This is a genomic window from Corynebacterium sp. LaCa117 (assembly GCF_046717765.1).
Taxonomy (GTDB): domain Bacteria; phylum Actinomycetota; class Actinomycetes; order Mycobacteriales; family Mycobacteriaceae; genus Corynebacterium; species Corynebacterium kefirresidentii.
Genome location: NZ_CP177102.1, coordinates 1,906,886 through 1,927,531, shown reverse-complemented (window position 1 = coordinate 1,927,531; position 20,646 = coordinate 1,906,886). Strand labels below are relative to the sequence as shown.

At 57.3% G+C, this 20,646-nt stretch carries 18 protein-coding genes and 2 rRNA genes; 13 read left to right on the top strand and 7 right to left on the bottom strand.

The window, feature by feature from the left end; genetic code table 11:
* Nucleotides 1–440: 440 nt before the first annotated feature.
* The 8 genes from ACLI1L_RS09415 (at nucleotide 441) to ACLI1L_RS09380 (ending at nucleotide 9,401) form a co-directional block, all read left to right on the top strand.
* Nucleotides 441–3,509: ribosomal RNA gene (locus tag ACLI1L_RS09415) — 23S ribosomal RNA — on the top strand.
* 130 nt (nucleotides 3,510–3,639) lie between these two features.
* A 5S ribosomal RNA gene (gene rrf, locus ACLI1L_RS09410) occupies nucleotides 3,640–3,757 on the top strand.
* An 89-nt stretch (nucleotides 3,758–3,846) separates the two neighbouring features.
* Nucleotides 3,847–4,077 (top strand): tRNA 2-thiouridine-synthesizing protein, encoded by a 231-nt coding sequence (locus tag ACLI1L_RS09405; RefSeq protein WP_086588990.1) that lies wholly within the window; start codon nucleotides 3,847–3,849, stop codon nucleotides 4,075–4,077.
* Nucleotides 4,017–5,204, top strand: a complete 1,188-nt coding sequence (locus ACLI1L_RS09400) for a hypothetical protein (protein ID WP_411707429.1) — start codon at nucleotides 4,017–4,019, stop codon at nucleotides 5,202–5,204. The genes ACLI1L_RS09405 and ACLI1L_RS09400 overlap by 61 nt, the downstream gene beginning before the upstream one ends.
* 179 nt (nucleotides 5,205–5,383) lie before the next feature.
* Nucleotides 5,384–6,094 carry a hypothetical protein gene (locus ACLI1L_RS09395; protein WP_411707428.1) on the top strand — a complete coding sequence of 237 codons (711 nt, stop codon included), beginning with the start codon at nucleotides 5,384–5,386 and terminating at the stop codon, nucleotides 6,092–6,094.
* Between the two features lie 57 nt (nucleotides 6,095–6,151).
* Nucleotides 6,152–7,389, top strand: a protein-coding gene (locus tag ACLI1L_RS09390) for an IS3 family transposase (RefSeq protein ID WP_411707427.1) whose coding sequence is annotated in 2 segments (ribosomal slippage) — nucleotides 6,152–6,413 and nucleotides 6,413–7,389 — 1,239 coding nt in all. Because the reading frame shifts where the segments join, the coding sequence is not laid out codon by codon here.
* Nucleotides 7,358–8,701 (top strand): IS256 family transposase, encoded by a 1,344-nt coding sequence (locus ACLI1L_RS09385; RefSeq protein WP_302258674.1) that lies wholly within the window; start codon nucleotides 7,358–7,360, stop codon nucleotides 8,699–8,701. The genes ACLI1L_RS09390 and ACLI1L_RS09385 overlap by 32 nt, the downstream gene beginning before the upstream one ends.
* 130 nt (nucleotides 8,702–8,831) lie before the next feature.
* Nucleotides 8,832–9,401 carry an HNH endonuclease signature motif containing protein gene (locus tag ACLI1L_RS09380; protein ID WP_411707426.1) on the top strand — a complete coding sequence of 190 codons (570 nt, stop codon included), beginning with the start codon at nucleotides 8,832–8,834 and terminating at the stop codon, nucleotides 9,399–9,401.
* A gap of 203 nt (nucleotides 9,402–9,604) precedes the next feature.
* On the opposite strand, the gene ACLI1L_RS09375 is transcribed toward ACLI1L_RS09380, so the two are convergent.
* From ACLI1L_RS09375 to ACLI1L_RS09365, 3 genes are read right to left on the bottom strand one after another with little or no spacing between them, the layout of a single operon-like run.
* The gene (locus ACLI1L_RS09375) at nucleotides 9,605–10,228 is read right to left on the bottom strand and encodes a DUF3239 domain-containing protein (RefSeq protein ID WP_049360595.1); all 624 of its coding nucleotides are present in this window, start codon (nucleotides 10,226–10,228) and stop codon (nucleotides 9,605–9,607) included.
* Nucleotides 10,225–11,850: a DNA repair helicase XPB gene (locus ACLI1L_RS09370; RefSeq protein ID WP_411707425.1), complete on the bottom strand. Its 1,626-nt coding sequence runs from the start codon at nucleotides 11,848–11,850 to the stop codon at nucleotides 10,225–10,227. Before ACLI1L_RS09370 ends, ACLI1L_RS09375 begins: the two co-directional genes overlap by 4 nt.
* Entirely contained in the window at nucleotides 11,847–13,862 is a 2,016-nt protein-coding gene (locus ACLI1L_RS09365) for a helicase-associated domain-containing protein (protein WP_411707424.1), read from the bottom strand. The genes ACLI1L_RS09370 and ACLI1L_RS09365 overlap by 4 nt, the downstream gene beginning before the upstream one ends.
* A 66-nt stretch (nucleotides 13,863–13,928) precedes the next feature.
* Between ACLI1L_RS09365 and ACLI1L_RS09360 the strand changes: the two genes are divergently transcribed.
* Complete coding sequence (locus tag ACLI1L_RS09360) at nucleotides 13,929–14,114, top strand: hypothetical protein (RefSeq protein WP_023022020.1); 186 nt, start codon at nucleotides 13,929–13,931, stop codon at nucleotides 14,112–14,114.
* 86 nt (nucleotides 14,115–14,200) lie between these two features.
* Here ACLI1L_RS09360 and ACLI1L_RS09355 read toward each other — a convergent pair whose 3' ends face one another.
* Nucleotides 14,201–14,830: a resuscitation-promoting factor Rpf1 domain-containing protein gene (locus ACLI1L_RS09355; protein ID WP_049360602.1), complete on the bottom strand. Its 630-nt coding sequence runs from the start codon at nucleotides 14,828–14,830 to the stop codon at nucleotides 14,201–14,203.
* Nucleotides 14,831–15,150: 320 nt separating this feature from the next.
* Here ACLI1L_RS09355 and ACLI1L_RS09350 point away from each other — a divergent pair, with 320 nt between their 5' ends.
* On the top strand, nucleotides 15,151–15,531 hold the full coding sequence (locus tag ACLI1L_RS09350) for a cold-shock protein (protein WP_005323875.1): 381 nt from the start codon (nucleotides 15,151–15,153) through the stop codon (nucleotides 15,529–15,531).
* Here the strand turns inward: ACLI1L_RS09350 and ACLI1L_RS09345 are convergent.
* Together ACLI1L_RS09345 and ACLI1L_RS09340 are read right to left on the bottom strand one after the other, a co-directional pair.
* Entirely contained in the window at nucleotides 15,528–16,106 is a 579-nt protein-coding gene (locus ACLI1L_RS09345) for a DUF2771 domain-containing protein (protein WP_200287987.1), read from the bottom strand. The two genes, ACLI1L_RS09350 and ACLI1L_RS09345, sit on opposite strands and share 4 nt — an antisense overlap.
* A 6-nt stretch (nucleotides 16,107–16,112) precedes the next feature.
* On the bottom strand, nucleotides 16,113–16,877 hold the full coding sequence (locus tag ACLI1L_RS09340) for a glutaminyl-peptide cyclotransferase (protein ID WP_200287985.1): 765 nt from the start codon (nucleotides 16,875–16,877) through the stop codon (nucleotides 16,113–16,115).
* Between the two features lie 38 nt (nucleotides 16,878–16,915).
* On the opposite strand from ACLI1L_RS09340, the gene ACLI1L_RS09335 reads away from it, so the two are divergent.
* Genes ACLI1L_RS09335 through ACLI1L_RS09325 form a run of 3 tightly spaced genes read left to right on the top strand, consistent with a single transcriptional unit; the run spans nucleotide 16,916 to nucleotide 19,853 of the window.
* Nucleotides 16,916–17,584: a DUF3027 domain-containing protein gene (locus tag ACLI1L_RS09335; RefSeq protein WP_200287983.1), complete on the top strand. Its 669-nt coding sequence runs from the start codon at nucleotides 16,916–16,918 to the stop codon at nucleotides 17,582–17,584.
* A gap of 49 nt (nucleotides 17,585–17,633) precedes the next feature.
* Nucleotides 17,634–19,037, top strand: a complete 1,404-nt coding sequence (locus tag ACLI1L_RS09330; RefSeq protein WP_200287981.1) for an NCS2 family permease — start codon at nucleotides 17,634–17,636, stop codon at nucleotides 19,035–19,037.
* Between the two features lie 9 nt (nucleotides 19,038–19,046).
* On the top strand, nucleotides 19,047–19,853 hold the full coding sequence (locus ACLI1L_RS09325) for a TrmH family RNA methyltransferase (RefSeq protein WP_200287979.1): 807 nt from the start codon (nucleotides 19,047–19,049) through the stop codon (nucleotides 19,851–19,853).
* Here the strand turns inward: ACLI1L_RS09325 and ACLI1L_RS09320 are convergent.
* Nucleotides 19,814–20,644, bottom strand: a complete 831-nt coding sequence (locus ACLI1L_RS09320; RefSeq protein ID WP_023022013.1) for a DUF6928 family protein — start codon at nucleotides 20,642–20,644, stop codon at nucleotides 19,814–19,816. The genes ACLI1L_RS09325 and ACLI1L_RS09320 overlap by 40 nt on opposite strands.
* Nucleotides 20,645–20,646 lie beyond the last annotated feature (2 nt).

Below are 20,646 nucleotides of genomic sequence, written 5' to 3'. Positions count from 1 at the left end.
CAGTTGTGCCGTGCTGCCACGGTTGTGGTGGGTGTTGGTTGAGTGTGCGAGTGTCATGCTGCCAACGTTGTTTGTTTGAAAATTTCCGGGTGGAAGATACACCTTTAAGACAAAGACCGAGTGTTTGAATGGCGCTTTGTGACACGCAGTGTTGTGCACATGGGAAGTAAGTGTTTGTATGTTGGTGCATTGTTGGGTGTCTGGGGCATTATCCCCTTTTTTGGTGCCTGACCATTTTGCTGGTGTGCATGGTTTGTGTGTGCTGGTTTGTGGTTGGGGTGTTGTGTGAGAACTGTATAGTGGACGCGAGCATTAAACACATGTGGCAGGCTGCGCTTTTGTGTGGTGTGTTGTGTGTGTTTGTGTGATTTCTTTTTTGTGTTTATTTTGTCAAGTTCACTTGTGTGGCCACTCGCGCTTGTTTGTGTGTGGTGGTTTGTGTGTTCGTTATTAAGGGCGCATGGTGGATGCCTTGGCATGCTGAGCCGATGAAGGACGTGAAAGGCTGCGTTAAGCCTCGGGGAGTTGTCAATTAAGCGTTGATCCGAGGATGTCCGAATGGGGAAACCTGGCCCTGGTTATGTGGGGTTACCCTTCAGTGAATTCATAGCTGTTGTGGGGGTTTACGCGGGGAAGTGAAACATCTCAGTACCCGTAGGAGAAGAAAATAATAATGATTCTGCTAGTAGTGGCGAACGAACGTGGATGAGGCTAAACCGTGTGCATGTGATACCTGGTAGGGGTTGTGTGTGCGGTGTTGTGGGCCCTGATGTGCGGTGACTACCATTGCCGCGTCTGCGCATTGTTGTTAGGTGAAGTGGTTTGGAATGGCCTGCCGGAGTAGGTGAGAGTCCTGTAGCTGAAGATGATGATGTGTGGGTTGTTGGGTTGCCCGAGTAGCAGCGGGCTCGTGGAATCTGCTGTGAATCTGCCGGGACCACCCGGTAAGCCTAAATACTCAGTGTGACCGATAGTGTATGAGTACCGTGAGGGAATGGTGAAAAGTACCCCGGGAGGGGAGTGAAATAGTTCCTGAAACCATGTGCTTACAATCCGTCAGAGCACCTTTGTGTGTGTGATGGCGTGCCTTTTGAAGAATGAGCCTGCGAGTCAGCGGCATGTCGCGAGGTTAACCCGTGTGGGGTAGCCGTAGGGAAACCGAATCCTAATGGGGTGTTTAGTGGCATGTCCTGGACCCGAAGCGGGGTGATCTACCCATGGCCAGTGTGAAGCAGCTGTAAGAGGTTGTGGAGGCGCGAACCCACGTAGGTTGAAAACTGCGGGGATGAGCTGTGGGTAGGGGTGAAAGGCCAATCAAACTCCGTGATAGCTGGTTCTCCCCGAAATGCATTTAGGTGCAGCGTCGTATTATAGCTTGGTGGAGGTAGAGCTACTGGTTGGTTGAGCGGGACTACAATCTTAGCAATGTCAGCCAAACTCCGAATGCCATTAATTGTGTTGTACGGCAGTGAGACTGTGGGGGATAAGCTTCATAGTCGAGAGGGAAACAGCCCAGATCGCCGGTTAAGGCCCCTAAGGGTGTACTAAGTGGAAAAGGATGTGGGATCGCGAAGACAGCCAGGAGGTTGGCTTAGAAGCAGCCATCCTTGAAAGAGTGCGTAATAGCTCACTGGTCGAGTGGTTCTGCGCCGACAATGTAGTGGGGCTCAAGTACACCGCCGAAGCCGCGGCAACAATTTTTTGTTGGGTAGGGGAGCGTCGTGCATGGGTTGAAGCGTTACCGTAAGGAGGCGTGGACTGTGTGCGAGTGAGAATGCAGGCATGAGTAACGAATTGATAGGTGAGAATCCTATCCGCCGGATGACTAAGGGTTCCTGGGTCAAGTTCGTCTTCCCAGGGTGAGTCGGGACCTAAGGCGAGGCCGACTGGCGTAGTCGATGGATAACCAGTTGATATTCTGGTACCCGTACATGCGCGCCCATGATAAAGCACTGATACTAACCACCGCGGATGCATTGCTGGTCTTCTTTGAAGTCTGGTGGTGTTGATGTCGTGGGGCCTGATGTGTGGTTCAAGTGATGGGGTGACGCAGTGAGGTAGCCACGCCACTTATTGGATTGGTGGTGTAAGCGTGCAGACCGTGTGGTAGGTAAATCCGCTGCACATTATGGTTGAGGCGTGATGCGTAGACCCGATGGGGTTGATGGTGGTGATCCTGTACTGTCGAGAAAAGCCTCTAGCGATGTGTGTGTATGGCCCGTACCCTAAACCGACACAGGTGGTCAGGTTGAAAATACTAAGGCGTTCGGGTGAACTGTGGTTAAGGAATTCGGCAAAATGCCCCCGTAACTTCGGGAGAAGGGGGGCCCTACGATGTGAAGGTCCGTGCGGCTGGAAGCGTTGTGGGGTCGCAGAGAATAGAGGGAAGCGACTGTTTATCAAAAACACAGGTCCATGCGAAGACGTTAAGTTGATGTATATGGACTGACGCCTGCCCGGTGCTGGAAGGTTAAGAGGACCGGTTAGTAGTCTTTGACTGCGAAGCTGAGAATTTAAGCCCCAGTAAACGGCGGTGGTAACTATAACCATCCTAAGGTAGCGAAATTCCTTGTCGGGTAAGTTCCGACCTGCACGAATGGCGTAACGACTTCTCTGCTGTCTCAACCACAGGCCCGGTGAAATTGCACTACGAGTAAAGATGCTCGTTACGCGCGGCAGGACGAAAAGACCCCGGGACCTTCACTATAGCTTGGTATTGGTGTTTGGTTCGGTTTGTGTAGGATAGGTGGGAGACTTAGAAGCTATCACGCTAGTGGTGGTGGAGTCGTTGTTGAAATACCACTCTGATCGGATTGAGCATCTAACCTTGGCCCATGATCTGGGTTGGGGACAGTGCCTGGTGGGTAGTTTAACTGGGGCGGTTGCCTCCCAAAATGTAACGGAGGCGCCCAAAGGTTCCCTCAGCCTGGTTGGCAATCAGGTGGTGAGTGTAAGTGCACAAGGGAGCTTGACTGTGAGACAGACATGTCGAGCAGGGACGAAAGTCGGGACTAGTGATCCGGCACCTACTTGTGGATGTGGTGTCGCTCAACGGATAAAAGGTACCCCGGGGATAACAGGCTGATCTTCCCCAAGAGTCCATATCGACGGGATGGTTTGGCACCTCGATGTCGGCTCGTCGCATCCTGGGGCTGGAGTAGGTCCCAAGGGTTGGGCTGTTCGCCCATTAAAGCGGCACGCGAGCTGGGTTCAGAACGTCGTGAGACAGTTCGGTCTCTATCCGCCGCGCGCGTTGAAACTTGAAGAAAGCTGTCCCTAGTACGAGAGGACCGGGACGGACGTACCTCTAGTGTGCCAGTTATCCCGCCAGGGGTATCGCTGGTTGGCTACGTACGGAAGGGATAACCGCTGAAAGCATCTAAGCGGGAAGCCTGTTTTAAGATGAGGTTTCGTTAAGGTCCCCTAAAGACGATAGGGTAGATAGGCCAGACCTGGACGCACTGTAAGGTGTGAAGGCTACTGGTACTAATTGACCACAACAAACACCAACACACACTATGTGTGCTGGCAAAAAACAACAACAACAAAAATAATCAGTCACTGTCGTGACCGCGTCCACTATGCAGTATCTGACACAACACCCACACACCCATGAAGAGGGTATTGTTCTGAAAGTTTGTCGGTGGTCAATAGCTGCAGGGAAACGCCCGGTCCCATTCCGAACCCGGAAGCTAAGCCTGCACACGCTGATGGTACTGCAACCGGGAGGTTGTGGGAGAGTAAGTCACCGCCGACACCAAACAACACAAACACAACAAAATACAACAAAGAAGAGGACGGCACACCACCGCCCTCTTCTTTCGTCGTTTTGCTAGGCTCAAACGCATGGACCAAAGGCAGATTTCTACTGTGGTGGAACAAGTAGAGCAGGGAATTGTTGGCTTGCAGGACATCGATAAGCTGCTGGCTTATTTAGACAGCTTGCATCCGGATGAACTGGGCGGAGTGGAATTCCTCGTTGATCGCATGTTTGAGGAGGAGGAGCGTAACCAAATATGGGATCTGACAGAATCTCTCAAGGAATTCCTCTCGGATTTAAAGGAATGCCAGAAGTAAGGCAGACGCTTGCCGAAGCAACCATTAACTTTGTAAAGCCCGCCGGACTAAACTTGGCTGACCCCGACGATTCGAGCCAGTACGCCGACCAGGTGTGGCAGGTCGGCGAGCTTCTCCAGACTGCCATTTTTGCCCCTCATCTTTTAGCCGGCTATGGTATTGAGCCAATCAAGGCTCAAAATATCTTTCCAGTGGCGCAACGGGCAGTTGACGAAGTTCTGCAACAGTTGCCGCTTATTGAGGATGTCAATGAAGCCGTGCGTTGGAGTGCCGAGCGCTTGGCGCAGGAACTACCTCATGCAGCTCAACTGTCAAAGGTTGACGGGCTGTACTTGGCTCAGTGGCTCTTGGGTATTCTTGAGTCGCCGTATGCTGAACAAATAGATGTTGACCCCGTGCAGTACGAGGAATCTTTAGGGGCAGAGGGCGTGAAGGAACTTCGCGATCGGGCGCATGGAGCGTATGCGAGGCGTCGGCTGGCGGTGCTTTCTGGCTCTGTCGAGGACGTATTTCGTACTCACACGGACGGATACGAGCAGCTGATTCGCGCCCTTTCAGAGATAGGTCAGTTTGAGCTTGCCGATAAGTACTCAGAGAAGGCCATGCTGGCGTTGCCCACGGAGGATACTTTCCATATCGTTACTTTTTGGGCCGCGCTTTGCGACGACCACTTTCCTCACCGCAGCCCCGCCGTGCACCGGATAGCCTTCGATAGTTTTCCAATGCTATCGACTGCGCGTGGGCTTTTCGCGGCCGTAGGGGACACCGCGTCAGAACTCATCCAGACTCGCCTGCGGGATAAGCCATGGGACCTAGCGATGTTCCAGTACCTGTGCCTAAATGATCCGGAGCGTGCTTGGGCAACAGCCTCGGACGCAGGAATTGAATGGAGCTTGGCAGAACATCTCCTTCCGGACTTGCCGGACGAGACCATTCCTGTTCTGATGCGAAAAGTCGAGGAGCAGTTGGAAAACAAGTACGGTCGCGACCAAGCGTATGAGTTGCTCGGGAAAATCCAAAAGGTTGCTGAACCAACTTCCTTTGAAGAATTCTTGGGTCGGCTAAAGCGGAAGTTTGCTGACTGCCCCGAAATTCGCTCCTTGCTCGCCGGCGCCGACGAACTCTAAACCATTCCTTTTACCCCCGTTGCCTATTGGCACTCGACTCTGGGGATCCCTGCGGGTTTAGGTCAACCTATTCGAACAAAAACACCCCCATTACGCGCATATGTCCGTAACTCGGGCTACTATAAGGTCACTAGTTAGAAAACACGTACGAACCCCTGCTTCCTGTTGGAGTACACCCCGTGACTGCCACACTATCCCCACCTCAACCCGATACCGCCCTCGACTATCCCGACACCCTCCTCATTTCCGGCGACCCCGATACTGATCCTCTAGATGACGGTGATGTGCCCGAAGCGTTCTACACCACTAACGCACCCGGCAACCACATCGGCCAAGCCGGCACCTACACCCGCAAAACCTCCTGGTTTCTCTACCGCGCAATCCTCCCCCAACTAGACGAAGATGTTGATTTAAGCCTGACCAGTCTCGCCAAAGACCTTGGTATCTCCTACTCGAAACTCCAAGGCTTCCTGCGCGCCCACTTCCGCATGCGCCAGTTACCTCTAGTCACCGAAGTGCAAGGCCTCCACTGGATCCTCGATCTGACCAAATTACGCATCATCGACCGCGAACTACACCGACTGGAAAATAACCTAGATGACCTCGAAGCCATCGACGCCGCACTCGCAGACTTCCTTACGCCCACCGCACCGAATCAAACAGTACCCACTGATGCTGAACTACGCCGCTTCATCCGCGGCTTCATCGACACCCACTTGCGACCCGGAGACAAAGAAGAAAAGCCGCAACCCACACTCCGCATAAACTACAACCCCGATAACACCACTACACTATCTTTGACCTGCGATAGTGCTACCGCCACAATCATCGCCCGCCATATCGATGTGTACACCAACAAGGCACACACCACCGCAGCGCAGGGCCTTTGAGGTTACCCTCGTTTAGTGGACACCCTATTTGTGCGGATCTTGTGTCCGTAGGAGAGGATGTTCATTGTGAGTCAACAGCGCAAGAAGTACACGCCGGAGTACCGGCGTGAAGCCGCGAACCTTGTAATCGAGTCAGAGCGCCCGATCGCTCATGTGGCTAAGGAGATTGGCGTCTCCGCCGGGCTTTTAGGCCGGTGGGTCAAACTCGAGCGTGAACGCCGAGGGGCCTCGGATGGGATGAGTGAGGCGGATCTTCGTGCTGAGAATGCTCGTCTGCGCCGTGAGTTGGCGGAAGCCAAGATGGATAATGAGTTTTTGTCAAAAGCGACAGCCTTCTTCGCCGCGAAGCAACGCGAGCAGAAAAGTTCGAATTGATGCAGCAGGAGAAGGCAAACTACAGCATCAAACGCATGGCACGGCTATTAAAAGTGTCTCGGTCTGGATACTACAAATGGGCTGATACGCAGCAGAAGCGACTATCTGGCGAAAATGATCGTGCTGCATTTTACGATGGCGTTGACCGAAAGATTCATCAGATTTGGAAAGACTCCGATGAGGTTTATGGTGCTCCGCGGATCACCGCAGAACTTACCGAGCGCTACCAGATCACCCTGAATCGCAAGACTGTGGCTAAGCGGATGCGCATGATGGGCATTGAAGGGATTTCACCGCGTGCCTTTGTCCCGGTGACAACGATTCAATCCAAGCGTAAGTCAGCTCTTCCTGACCTGGTCAAGCGCATGTTTGATACTGGTGAGCTCAACCGAGTGTGGATGTCGGATATTACCTACCTACGCACCAGCGAGGGATGGTTGTACTTGTGTGCGGTCCGCGACGGCCATTCCCGCAGGGTGCTGGGATGGGCAATGGATAGCGTTCAAGATACATGCCTGGTCGAACGGGCCCTGCGGATGGCACATACACTGCGCGGTGACGTTCCTAATGGGCTGGTGTTCCACGCTGACCGCGGAACGCAATTTACCAGCGAGAAGCTCTGGGAAGTCTGCCATAACCTGGGCATTGCTCAGTCTGTGGGGCGTACTGGTGTGTGCTTTGATAACGCGATGGCTGAGTCGTTCTGGTCGACGCTTAAAACCGAGTTCTACGACCGCAAGCGTTGGCCAACCCGTGATGCCGCGCGCAAGGCCGTTGCCTACTGGATGGAAGTCGTTTACAACCGTCGGCGCCGGCACTCTGCACTAGGGAGAGAGTGTCTGATGGTTTGTGTGTGGGTTCCCAACCTGCATGAGGAGATGGACCAGAATGACTACTGTGGCACGACGAGATCCGGCTGATAAGGCCAAGATTGATGCGATTGAAAAGAAGCTGCTTGCTAACCCTGAAATCGCGAAGCTGATTGATGACCTAGGCACATCCACAACGGATGCCAACGACCTGGTTCGCGGCATGTTGCAGGCCTCGATTACCAGGGGACTCAACGCTGAGATGGATGCGCATTTGGGCTACGAGTCTGGCGACAGGAGCGCTAAAGCTGCTGCTGGGACAGACAATCACCGCAACGGGTCGTATCCAAAGACCGTGGATTCTAACTACGGGCCAGTTACCGTTGATGTCCCGAGGGATCGGGCGGGAACATTCTTGCCGACTATGGTCCCTAAAGGCGCGAGGAGATTGACTGATGTCGATGACATGATCGTCAGCTTGTACGCCGGTGGGATGACAATTAGGGATATCCAGCACCATATGGCAACTGCGATGCGTGTTGATGTTTCCCATGAGACGATTTCCGCAGTCACCGATGCCGTCCTCGATGAGGTCATGGTCTGGCAAAACCGCCAGCTAGATGAGTTCTACCCGGTCATTTTCCTGGATGCGTTGCGCATTAAAGTCCGCGACGGTGGCCGAGTGGTCAACAAGTCCGCGTACATGGCTATCGGTGTGGATCTTGACGGTATCAAGCACATTTTGGGATTGTGGATTGCCAAAGAAGAAGGCGCTTCATTTTGGGCGCAGGTATGCGCCAATCTTTCTAACCGTGGGGTCAAAGACGTCTTTATCGTCTGCTGTGACGGGCTTAAAGGCCTGCCTGAAGCAGTCGAGGCAACCTGGCCGAACTCTATGGTGCAAACCTGTATCGTGCACCTGATTCGTGCAGCTAACCGGTGGGTAGCCTACGGGGATCGCCGGGGCGTATCGGCCGCGTTGAAAAAGATTTACACCGCCGCGGACGAACCCACAGCTAAGGTTGCTTTAGACGAATTTGAAGCCTCTGAATTGGGAGAAAAGTATCCACGCTCAGTCAAGGTCTGGCGAGATGCATGGGCGCGTTTCGTACCGTTTCTACAGTTCCCACCAGCGGCCAGAAAGGTTATCTATACGACGAATTCGATTGAATCATTCAACAATGAACTGCGTAAAGCTACCCGCAACAGGGTGCAGTTCACCAACGATGAATCAGCGCTCAAGACGCTGTGGTTGATGATCTGCAACATTGAAGATAAACGAGCGGCAAAGAGGGCAAAGCAAGGCAAACGAGTCTCAGCGACAGCCGGCAGACTCATGGAAGGAGCCCGAGTTTCCGGCTGGAAACAAGCCATTAACCAGATGGCCGTGGCCTACCCCGACCGCTTCGACAAATACCTATAAACCTAGCCCCACACACAAACAACTTGACACGCTCACTAGGGATGGTCAGCCCCGTCGACTTCGAAAACCACATTGGTCTAACCACCAGTAGAAAAGAAATAGCTGCCTAAGCACTAGGTAGCCCCACTACGTGTCCACGATTTGCGGGCAACCCCACCTTATCGATCTCATCCTCGAAGACACCCATACCAGCGTCGCTATAAACACCTTCACCACCAACGAAGACACCAATATCGTCTTTCATCCCGGCGCAGGTTGGATAAATCTCAACCATGCCCCCACAGACAACACCTTCATCCGCCGGCTTAACGCCGACGAAGTAGACTCCTACATCCCTAACGCCGACATCCGCGCCTACACCCAAGGCAGAGACGCCACCTGCCGCTGGCCCGGCTGCACCATCCCCGCCACACAGTGCCAACTAGACCACCGCATTGAATACCACCAAGGCGGACCCACCAGCCCGGATAATTTAGTGAATCTGTGCCAACACCACCACAACATCAAAACCGACCGCCGCGTCCACTACATCCTCGACCACATCACCGGCACCATCGCCTGGCTCCACCGAGACGGCACCTACCAACTTGACCACCCCACCGGGCCCTTATCCGCACACCAAACACACTGGAATCACACCTGGGCACAATACCTCGCACTACAACAACAGCGATCAAAAAGAGAGAAAGTGAAAGGATAAAGACGCCCGCCTCGCCGTTTAATTGTGATTGCGCGGGTTGCATATTTAGCGCGTAACTCGGTTTCTCGTTGAGGGCTACCGAGGCGTTAATCTTGCCTCGTGTGCTCACAGGACGAGGCAAGATGACGACCAATTCCTTGCCTGGCGTGGAAGTTTCAGTTGGGTCTGTGAACGGACCTGTATCCGACGTAGCTTATGCAGCTCTAGAGAACCAGCAGGTCGAACTTGGTAGCCTTCACGTCGGAAAGGCGCTTGCGGGCGCGCTCGAGGCGCTGCCATTCTTCTTGGGGGATGGATTTCCGGGCAATGGTGACGGTCTCGGCGTCGGGAGTGCCCCAGGCGATTGGCATGGGAGTAATTTGCTGCCAATGGTTGTTGTCTGCGCGGCCGGAGACAGCCGCAACGGGAACCTTGGTGCCTACGGTCCGTTGGGTGCCGGGGATGGCGGTCACGGTGCGCAGGCATGCAGCCCAGCGGGGAGGCAAGGAGGGATCCACGTTTGTATTAACCAATGCGAGCAAGACCATATCGCGCTCATTTACTTCGGCGATGACGGCCGGAGCAAGGGGATAGGAGTCATAGAGTTGCTGGGCGGTGCCAACCTTACGGGCGGCGGCAAAGCCGACGATGGCCACCATGATTCCGAATAGAATCATGCCCAGGCCGATAGTAATGCCCCAGGAAAATCCCCACCAGATCGCCGCGCCGCCGATGATGAGCAGGATGCCCAGCACGAGGCCGGAGAGGCGAAGGCGGTTGGAATCGCGCAAGAGCTCGTTATTGGCCTTGGCAAAGGACTCGTCTACGTCGAACTTGAAGATTTTCATTGTTCTAAGTCTAGTGCGTCGATAAGCCGGTAGGCATATCCCTGCTCGGCGAGGAAACGCTGGCGGTGCACGGCGTAGTCGGCATCGAGGCTATCGCGGGTGACCAGCGAATAAAAGAGCGCCTCTTCTTCCTTGGGGCGGAGTAGCCGGCCAAGGCGCTGAGCCTCTTCCTGGCGGGAACCGAAGGTGCCGGAGACCTGGATGGCTAGGGCGGCTTCGGGGAGATCGATGGAGAAATTGGCGACCTTGGACACCACCAGAACGGGAAGGCTGCCATCCCGGAATTGCTGGAAGAGGCGTTCGCGCTTAGCAGTGGAGGTGGAGCCATCGATTACGGGGGCGTCAAGATGCGCGCCGAGTTCTTTGAGCTGGTCGACGTAGCCGCCGATGATAAGCGCCTGCTGTGGGTGGCGGTCGAGAATCTTGTCCACCGCTCGCAGCTTGGCGGCAGCCTGGGCAGCGATACGGTAGCGGTCGCGAGGTTGGGCGGTGGCATAGAGCATGCGCTCCTCGTCGTCCATGTCTACGCGGACTTCGATGCACTCGGCGGTGGCGATATAGCCGGCCATCTCGAGCTCTTTCCACGGGGCATCATAGCGCTTGGGCCCGATGAGGGAAAAGACATCACCCTCGCGGCCGTCCTCGCGCACGAGGGTGGCGGTGAGCCCTAGCCGACGCCGCGACTGAAGATCCGAAGTCATACGGAACACCGGCGCGGGCAGGAGGTGGACCTCGTCGTAGATGATGAGACCCCAATCACGGGAATCGAAGAGCTCGAGGGCGCGGTATTCGCCTTTGGTTTTACGCGTGACCACCTGGTAGGTGGCAATGGTGATGGGCTTGATTTCCTTCTTCTCGCCGGAGTATTCGCCGATTTCATTTTCCGTCAGCGTGGTGCGGCGCAGGAGCTCGTCGCGCCATTGGCGGCCGGCGACGGTATTAGTGACCAAGATGAGCGTGGTGGATTCCGCCTTGGCCATGGCTGCCGCACCGACGATGGTTTTGCCAGCACCGCACGGCAGCACCACGACGCCAGAGCCGCCGGACCAAAAGGCCTCGGTGGCGTACTGCTGATAATCGCGCAGTTGCCATCCATCATGATTGAGGGCGATAGGGTGGGACTCGCCATCGACGTAGCCGGCGAGATCCTCTGCCGGCCAGCCTGCCTTGAGGAGGGCTTGCTTGAGTCGGCCGCGCTCGGAGGGCGGGACGGCGATGGAATGCTCGTCGATGCGAGAGCCAAGGAGCTTTCCGGTTGCGCCGCGGGAGAGTTCTTCCAGGATAGGTGGCTCTTCGGACTCGAGAATGAGGCCGTGGGCTGGGTGGGCCTGGAGGCGGACGCGGCCGTAGCGGGACATGGTTTCGGCGACGTCGATAAGCAGGGCTTGGGGGACCGGAAAGCGCGAGTAGTTTTCGAGGACGTCGACGACCTGCTCGGCGTCGTGTCCGGCCGCGCGGGCATTCCACAGCGCGAGCGGCGTGATGCGGTAGGTGTGCACGTGCTCGGGGGCGCGCTCCAACTCCGCAAAGGGAGCGATCGCGGCGCGGGCCTCTGCGGCCTGGGCGTGATCCACCTCGAGCAGGACGGTCTTATCCGACTGCACAATTAATGGTCCATTCATGGCTCCAGCGTAACGGAGGTGATCCGGTGCAAGGGAAATCGGATAGTGGAGCCATCGGCCGCGCGGGCGTCGATTTGCCCACCCGCGACCGTCAGCGGGGTAACGGTGCGGTGCTTTTCGTTGCCGTTCTTATCCGCATAACCAATGGTGATCGGCCGGGCAGTGCGTGCGGCGGCGTGGACTATATCGAGGTTGGGAGTGGCAGGCGCGGAGTCATCGCGCAGATTGCGCATAGCCTTCGCAATGTCCGGGGAAGCGGTGGCTCGACGGGCGGTGGGGGTCGGTAGCGTTGCAGGTTCGGGTGCGACGGTGAGGCTCGCGCCGTTGTGGTCCTCGGCCGCGGGAGAAAGACCGTGATCGCGCAGCCGCTCCAGCAGGTCGTGTACCGGCAATTGGGACACCGCGACGGTGGGCGCGAGCAGTCGCAAAGGCGCGGCCTTGAGCGCAATCTGCAGGAGGGCTGGGTCCTCGCTGCGCAGGTAGGACAGTGCAGGGCCGGAGCGCAGGGTGCCATGGCGCTCGGCGACGTCCCCGATATGGAACTCCAGCGTCTGCGGCACCTCTCCATGGGCCGCGAAGAAGGCGTGGATTTCCTCCCCAGTCATTCCGCGATCAAGGCCGCGGCGCAGGGAAGCGTCCGAGATGCGGTAAACGCTGGCCAAGCCGGGGGATTCAAGGTCCGCGACGGATTCGAGCCGTTGGTGGGTCTCTGGATCGAGCGGGCCAGGAACCAATACGGTCATATCTGCCTGAATTAGGAAATAGTCAACCGTATCTGGGGTCAGGCGGGCGGCGGCCTCGGGGCCCTCGATAAGCACGCTGGTGGGGCGATCGAGGGCGATTGCGCCGATCCACTCGGCTTCCGCGCGGAGCTCGGCGATAGTCTCGTCCGCGGTATGCGTGGCAAAGAGTGGGAAGTGGAAGCGGAGGGCTTCTTCGAAGGTGGGTTTCGCTCCGCGCAGATAGACCTGCAGGACCTTTTCCCTAAAGCTCGGCAGGCGGTCATTGGTGTGCGCCAGCGTGCGGCCTTCGTTGGTCCATGTGGAGGTTGTCCATGACTCGAGCAGGAGCTGCCATTTTTCGGCGAGGCTGGCGTCGAGCCAGGTTTGGGCGAGCTCCGTTGGGGCGAGGAAATTGCCCTCCATGTTTTTCGGCTCGCCGCGGCTTAGTAGGCGGGCACTCATGCCGAGTTCGATGAGGCGGCGCAACTCCTCCTCGCCAATGTTAAGGGTCTTGCTTAATCCGGTGAGCTGGCGAACGCCGACGGTCTTGTCTTTGAGGAGTTCTATCGGCCGAGCGCCTAGGGAGTCAATGACACGCTGCATGCCGCGCACCGTGGATAGGCCTGCTGCGGTGCCAGCATCATCGGCCTTGGAATCAGGAGCGGGGGATTCGGTGATTCCCTCCACTGGGATAGGCGCGGTGGCTTTGCCGTTCAGCGCAAGGTGCACGGCGCGTGGCAGGCGGACGGTGGTTGAGTCAACGCGGTGGAGCAGCTGCTTGGCGATGAGCCGCGGGATCGGCCGGGTCGGATCCGCATCAACGGCTGCGTCCCGCGTGGTGCCGAGGCCATTGGACCGGGACAGGGTCTCGAGGACCTTGCGCTCTTCAGCTGGCAGCTCGGCGATGTATTCCGGGCTTACTCGGATTTGTTCGAGGAGGGACCAGTCCGTAGGTAGGGCAGGCATGACCTCAGGCGGAATAAGGACGTTGCCGTATGCTAGTCCGCGCTCCTTGAGCTGGCGGGTGATCTCTGGATGCAGGTTTTCTACCTCCTCGAGCTCTCCACCACGGCGCGCGATGTCCTCGATTTCCGCGAGCAGCTCCGCAGAGCAGTCCATAAGGGCTCGCGCGATAGAGGTGCGCAGCAGTAACCGGGTGGCAAGCGCGGCGATACTTGGGGGTAGTGGATTGAGCACATCCGGTCGGTTGCGGAGGACTGTTGCCAGCTCTTCTTCGTCAAGGGAGGCAAGCCACGTGCGGAAATGCGGAAGATGGGAAGACTGAGTCATGATGACTTCCCAGTTTAGCTATCGATTGAGTTACGTTTTTGCGCAAGGTTTGAAATAATGGGGACTATGTCGAATGAGAAGAAGGGTCACGTTTCCCCGGCTTGGCCGAAGAACGAAAATCGCGAGCACGCAATCACCGAAATCTCTGCGCCTTTTGCTGGTGCCTCCAGCCCCTACGGCGATGATCTGATTTTGCCGATGCCGGCAGAGAAGCTGAACTACGTTCACCCTTATACTCGCATCAACCGCTAAAGCATTCCCCCGCCTCGGTGCGGGGAATTTCTCTCTCACGCAGAAAAGGCCCCTTGCATGAGCAAGGGGCCTTTCTTCGCTGTGTCTTAGCGGGTGATGTTCTCAATCATCTGCGCAATCGGGTCGATGACGTTGCGGTTGGCAGAGTAGAAGTTGTTGAAGTCGTGGCGGTTAGCCTTGTACAGCTCGGTGAACTGCGGAGGCAGAGCCAGGCCGTAGGAGTTAGCGGCGTTTTTGATGGTGTTGTACAGAGCATCAACGGCCAGTTCGTCGGACTTCTGGGCAGCAGCCTGCTTAACCGGAGCCGGTGCCTGGGCCGGAGCCTTAGGTGCAGCGGACGGAGCGGTGCGCTGGGTAGGAGCGGAGTTCAGGCCAAGGGAAGCGGAGCAAGCCGGCCATGCGCCCCAGCCCTGGGAAGCAAGTACGCGCTCAGCAACAACGATCTGCTGCTCGCGGGAAGCCTGGTCAGCGGTAGCTGCGAACTCGCCGCCGCCATTAGCCTGCCAGGTCTGCGGGTTGAACTGCAGTCCGCCGTAGAAGCCGTTGCCGGTGTTGATGTGCCAGTTGCCGCCAGCCTCGCACTGTGCCAAGCGGTCCCAGTCGGAATCCGGGGCAGCAGATGCGGTTGGTGCCATGATGGCAGCAGCGGCGCCGAAGGCGACGGTGCCGGCGGTGAACTTAGCGGCCATGCGGTTCTTAGCGGAGTGGCGTCCCATGTAGTTAGTCCTCTCTGTGCGCCCGCATTAAGTGCAAAGAATATGTACCAAAAAGAAAGGGCGGGCGAGGGCAACTTTCTTAACGGCTCTTAAATGTATGGGGACAGCGTAGCGGTTTATAACGAAAGTGTCACGTTATGGGCACTAAATGGGAAAGGAATGGGGCGAATGTGGCGCGTGCGAGGGCATTTGTGCAGGTGAGTGGCAACATGTGATCTGTGACACATATCGGAGGTGTGTCGCGTTAGCGTGCGCGACTTCTGTTGTTTTGACCAGGCAGCTAAAATAAAGATTTTCCCCTAGAGAAGAGGTGGGTACCTATGCCTATTGGCAAAGTGAAGTGGTATGACGCCGAGAAAGGTTTCGGTTTCGTCAGCAACCCGGGCGATGAAGACGTCTATGTCGGCCGCAACGTGTTGCCTAAGGGAGTAGAGGAACTGTTCCCAGGCCAGCGCATCGATTTCGATTTCGCGGCTGGCCGCCGTGGTCCGCAGGCGCTGCGGGTCAAGGTATTGGATAAGCCGCGTCGCCGCACGCCGGCCCGCAAGCCCGAGGAACTCGGCAGCATGGTCTCTGATGTAATGACTTTGCTGGAGTCACAGATTCAGCCGGTGCTCAATTCCGGCCGCTACCCGGAGCGCAAGACTGGCCGCCAGGTAGCAGAAATCCTTCGCGCAATTGCGAAGGATTTGGATAGCTAGTCAGAAGCCTTCGTGGATTCCTCCGCGGAGGCTTCTCGTTCTTTATCGGTCATCGTGGTGAGCGACCACACGGTGGCCAAGGGGGTTTCGTCACCGTTGTCATCGGTGCCGATCATCATGGAGGAAATCTCTACCACCTTGAGGCGGGGGCGCTTGCCGGTGGAGGCCTTGATGGGCTCTACGGAGCCGGGGATTGATACCTCAGAAGTTTCGTTCGCGCCGTGTGCGGTTTCATCATTGGCGGCGGGGTCATCGTAGATGGAAAGAATCTTCCATTCATGATCAGAAATTTCTTCGGGGATATCCAACTTGAGAGTGTCGTCTTCTCCCACGGTGAGGTTCGGGACCTCGCCTTCTGGGCAATCGGTGCCGGGCTCGCACGCGATATAGGGGCTGACCTCGAGGGAATTATCGCCCACGGTGGCGGTCACCTTGATGTCGCGCGGATCTGGGCCTGGACGCTGGTTCCACCAGTTCTGGAAGATCACTACGGCCGCGACGATGACTGCCACGACCACGATGAGGGCCAAGATCTGCAGCAGCGACTTTTTCCTTGCTTCCTTACGGGTTGCCATGGGCCTTTACCTTACTCGAACGTGGAAGAGTTCTTTCCACCGCTTGCCGGTAAGCCAGAACTCATCGTCTTTGATGTGCGCGATGCCGTTGAGGACGTCATCGGGGTCGGTATAGCGGGATTTATCTATGGCGTCGGTGGAAATGACGGCGGTCACGCGGCCGGTGGAAGGATCGATGCGGTAGATATTGTCATCCATCCACACATTGGCATAAACGGAATCGCCCACGCACTCCAGCTCATTGATGTCCTCGAGGGGTTTTCCTTCCAAGCTGACGTCGGTGGTCGAGCGCTCGGCAAAAGTTTCCGGATCCATATGCCGCAGGGTAGCGGAGCCATCGGACATGAGAAGATCCTCGCCGTTATTACAGAGACCCCACCCTTCACCGGTGTAGGAGGCGGTATCGATCTGGCGCAGGTCCTGGTCGTATTTCAGGGCCTGGCCGGACTTCCAGGTTAGCTGCCAGATGGAATCTCCGGCCTGAGTGATGCCTTCGCCAAAGTAGCGGTTATCCAGGCGCGTTTTGGCCAAGGTTTCGCCGGTTTCGGGGGAGAAGCGCTCCAGACGAGATTCGCCCCATTGGCCGGTGCCAAGGAGCAGGTTGCCGTCCGGATCCGTCTCAAGGCCTTGAGTAAAGGAATTGGCCGGCAGGGAAGCGGTGCCTAAGACCTCGACGGCGAGGTGCTCAACTTCGGGTTCTGCAGGGGTAGAGGAACAGGCGACGAGGGCGCAGGGCAGGAGAATGCAGGCAGTGCGGGAAAGAAACGACATGCACCATATGTACCACCGTGTACGCCCCATAATGAATAATGAGGGGCGTGAGTAAGCGAAAAGCAAATCCGTTGATCGATTCCCGCGCCGTGCGCATTGCGCGCGAGGCGCTGGATGAGGTGGGGGAAGGGGGCGTCGGCAAGCATATCGGCGTCGCTGGGATGGGCCGAAACGTTGCTACCCACCGATTTGAAGCAGAGATGCCTGGCTACCCCGGCTGGGAATGGCAGGCGGTGCTCGCCTGTGCGGAGGGATCGCGCTACGTCACCGTCAATGAAGTGGCGCTGGTGCCAGGCGGGGAAGCTCTGCAGCCGCCGGAATGGGTGCCCTATGAGGATCGCGTGCGGCCGGGCGACCTTGGGCCGGGCGACCTCATGCCACCGGCCGTAGATGATTCCCGCCTGGACGGCGACAAGCTTTCCAAGTCCGGCATGGAAGACGCCAAGAAGCGCTGGCGCACCGAGCGTGGCCCGAATACGGATATGGCGGCCAAGGCGCGCCTGCAATGCCGCACCTGTGGGTTTTATGTAGAGCTGATGGAAAACTACGGCGTCTGTGCCAATGAGTATTCTGCGGATGGCCGGGTAGTGCACTCGCGTTATGGTTGTGGCGCGCATTCCCAGACACGGGTGCGGGAAGAAAAGAACCCCGAAGTTGCCTTCGATGATGAAAAACCCATCTTCCAGGATTTTGATTTCGAGGATTAAGGCAGCACACTTATGGCGTAAGACTCGCTGTACGTGAAAGGCGCAGGCGTTGAAAGCCACTCTCGATCGCTATTTCCATATCTCTGAACGTGGTTCCTCCATTGGAACCGAGCTACGCGCGGGAACGGTCTCGTTCTTCGCCATGGCCTATATTATTCTCTTGAACCCACTTATCCTCGGCACCACCGAGGACGCAGATGGCTACGCGCTGGGCGTGCCGCAGGTTGCCGCCGCCACCGCGCTGGTCGCGGGCGTAATGTCTATCCTCTTCGGCGCGATTGCCAAATACCCCTTCGCCATGGCCGCCGGCCTGGGCATGAACACCTTCGTGGGCGTGAGCATGGTCGCCACCAGCGGGCTGACCTGGCAAGAATCGATGGGCCTGGTGGTTATCGAGGGCATCATCATCGTTCTGCTGGCCATTTCCGGTTTCCGCACCGCCGTCTTCGACGCCATCCCGCAGTCCATGAAGGCGGCGATGGGCGTAGGCATCGGCATGTTCATCGCCATGATCGGCCTTGTGGACGGTGGTTTTGTCACCCGCGTGCCGGACGCTGCGCATACCACCGTGCCGGTGGGCTTGGGCATTAATGGATCGATTTCCACTTGGCCGGCGCTGGTCTTTGTCATCGGCCTTATTATCTGTTCCTTCATGGTCATCCGGAACGTGCCGGGTGGGCTTTTTATCGCCATCGTGCTCACCACCATCATCGCTTTTATCGTGCAGGTATTTACCGGCTCCGAGGACTGGGGCATGGCCGCGCCCGTCAAACCAGAAGCGCTCGGTGGGATTCCGGACCTGTCCATTGTGGGCGATGTGAACCTGGTAGGCGCATTCACGAAAATCGGCGTGGTTTCCACCGTCTTGCTCATTTTCACCCTGTTGCTTACCAACTTCTTTGATGCGATGGGCACCATGACCGGCCTGGGCAAGCAAGGCAAGCTTGTCGACGCCGACGGCAACCTCCCCGATATGAAAAAGGCCCTCGTCGTAGAAGGCTTTGGCGCAGTGGCCGGTGGCCTAGGCTGTGCTTCTTCCAATACCGTCTTCGCGGATTCCTCCGCCGGCATTGCCGATGGCGCCCGCACCGGTCTGGCCAACCTGATGACCGGCCTGCTGTTCCTCGCCGCGATGTTTTTGACCCCGCTTTATGAAATCGTGCCTATCGAGGCCGCCTCCCCGGTGCTAGTCATCGTCGGCGTGATGATGGCCGCGCAGCTGACCGAGATCCGCTGGACCAAGATGGAAATCGCCATTCCGGCCTTCCTGACCATTGTGACCATGCCCTTTACCTATTCCATTGCCAACGGTATTGGCGTAGGCTTTATCTCCTTCGCGCTCATGTCCACCTTTGCCGGTAAGGCCAAGGAAGTGCACTGGATCATGTGGCTCTTGGCCGGCCTCTTCGTGATTTTCTTTGGCATGGATCCGATATCCAATGCCATCGGCTAGCCTAAAGGCATGCTGATTACTGACCCTGCGGACCCTCGCCTGGACGATATTCGGAACCTCAACAAATCCGATAAATCCGGCGAGGGTCTCGTCATTGCAGAGGGCCCGCTGGTGGTCTCCCGGCTGGCCGAATCCCGGTTCCCCATGCGTTGCTTGGTGGGCTTTCCTAAGAAGCTGGAAGCATACGTTTCCGAGTATGGCGAGCCTGAGTGCCCCATCTACGAGGTCTCCCGCGAGACCCTCGCAGAGGTAGCGGGCTTTGATATGCACCGCGGGCTTGTCGCCGCCGCGGACCGCGCCCCAGAGCCGGATCTGGGAGAGATTTTGAAGACCGCGAAAACCATCGCAGTGCTGGAGGGCGTGGGCGATCACGAGAATATTGGCGCAATCTTCCGCCACGCCGCCGGCATGGGGGTGGACGCGGTGCTGCTCGGCTCAGGGGCCGCAGATCCGCTCTATCGACGCTCGGTGCGCGTATCCATGGGGCACGTGCTGCGCTTGCCCTTTGCCCATTTGGAAGGCGGGTTCACCACGTGGCAGCGTTCCTTGCAGGCGCTTGCCGACGCCTCCTTTACCCTCATTTCCTTAACCCCCAACCCCCAAGCGGTGCATTTGGCCGAGGCCATGCATGGCTTGGATAAGGTGGCCATGCTCGTCGGTGCGGAAGGCCCTGGCCTTACCGAACACGCAATGAAGGCCACCGATGTGCGCGCACGCATACCGATGGCCCCGGGTACGGATTCCCTCAATGTGGCAACGGCCGCCGCCATTTCCTTTTATGAACGCCAGCGCTCCTTGAGCGACCTAAACGTCTGAGCGCCCCAATTGCCGATGAGGGAACCCAGATGCTTCGCAGTGGAGATGATCTCCTCGCCAGTGGATTCCGGCTCGGCGCTGTGGTCCTCGTAATCATCATAATCGTTCAGACCCAGCTTATTGGCCGACTGCGCAGCTAACTCGCCCACGGTCCGCTTCGGCTTCGGCGGGTCGATCTTCGGCTCTGGGCGGCCGTCAACCGCGTAACCCACGACGTCCAGATCCGGGCCATCGTGTCCTACCTCGATGCCGAGCCAGTACTCCTGGGCCGCCTCCATGATGCCCTGCGGCTCGAAGGGCAGGGAAATGCCACCGATCGGTTCGTACTTTTCTCCTGCCCAGTAGGGCGCCTCGAAAGGCTCTGGTAGGCCGGTGTCTTCATAAAGGTGCTCGCGCGTAGCGCACAGGCAGCGCTTGAGCTGGCCGCCCTCCCACAGGGCGAAGCCGGCATAGCCTTCCTTTTCATTACTCGCCAGCGCAATGACGCGCTGGGCGGGGACCGCATTGAGTAGGGTTTCCGGCAGCTGAGAGAGGAGGACGGAGTCACCTTCGCACACCGTCTGTACCACGGTGATGCCGGGGTAGCCGCCGATGTAGTACTCATGGGGATCCGTCTGCGCGGAGCGGTTAAGCGGGAATTGCCCAATCGGGGTGACCGGGAAGGTCGGGTCTAATTGGGCGAGGAATTTTCGCCCAAAGCCGCGATCCGCCTTGGGTTCGGTCTTTAGCACCTCTTCTGCGTTGGGCTTAGAGATGTACCAGAGAGTGAGTACTGCGTGAGAGATGTCCACGA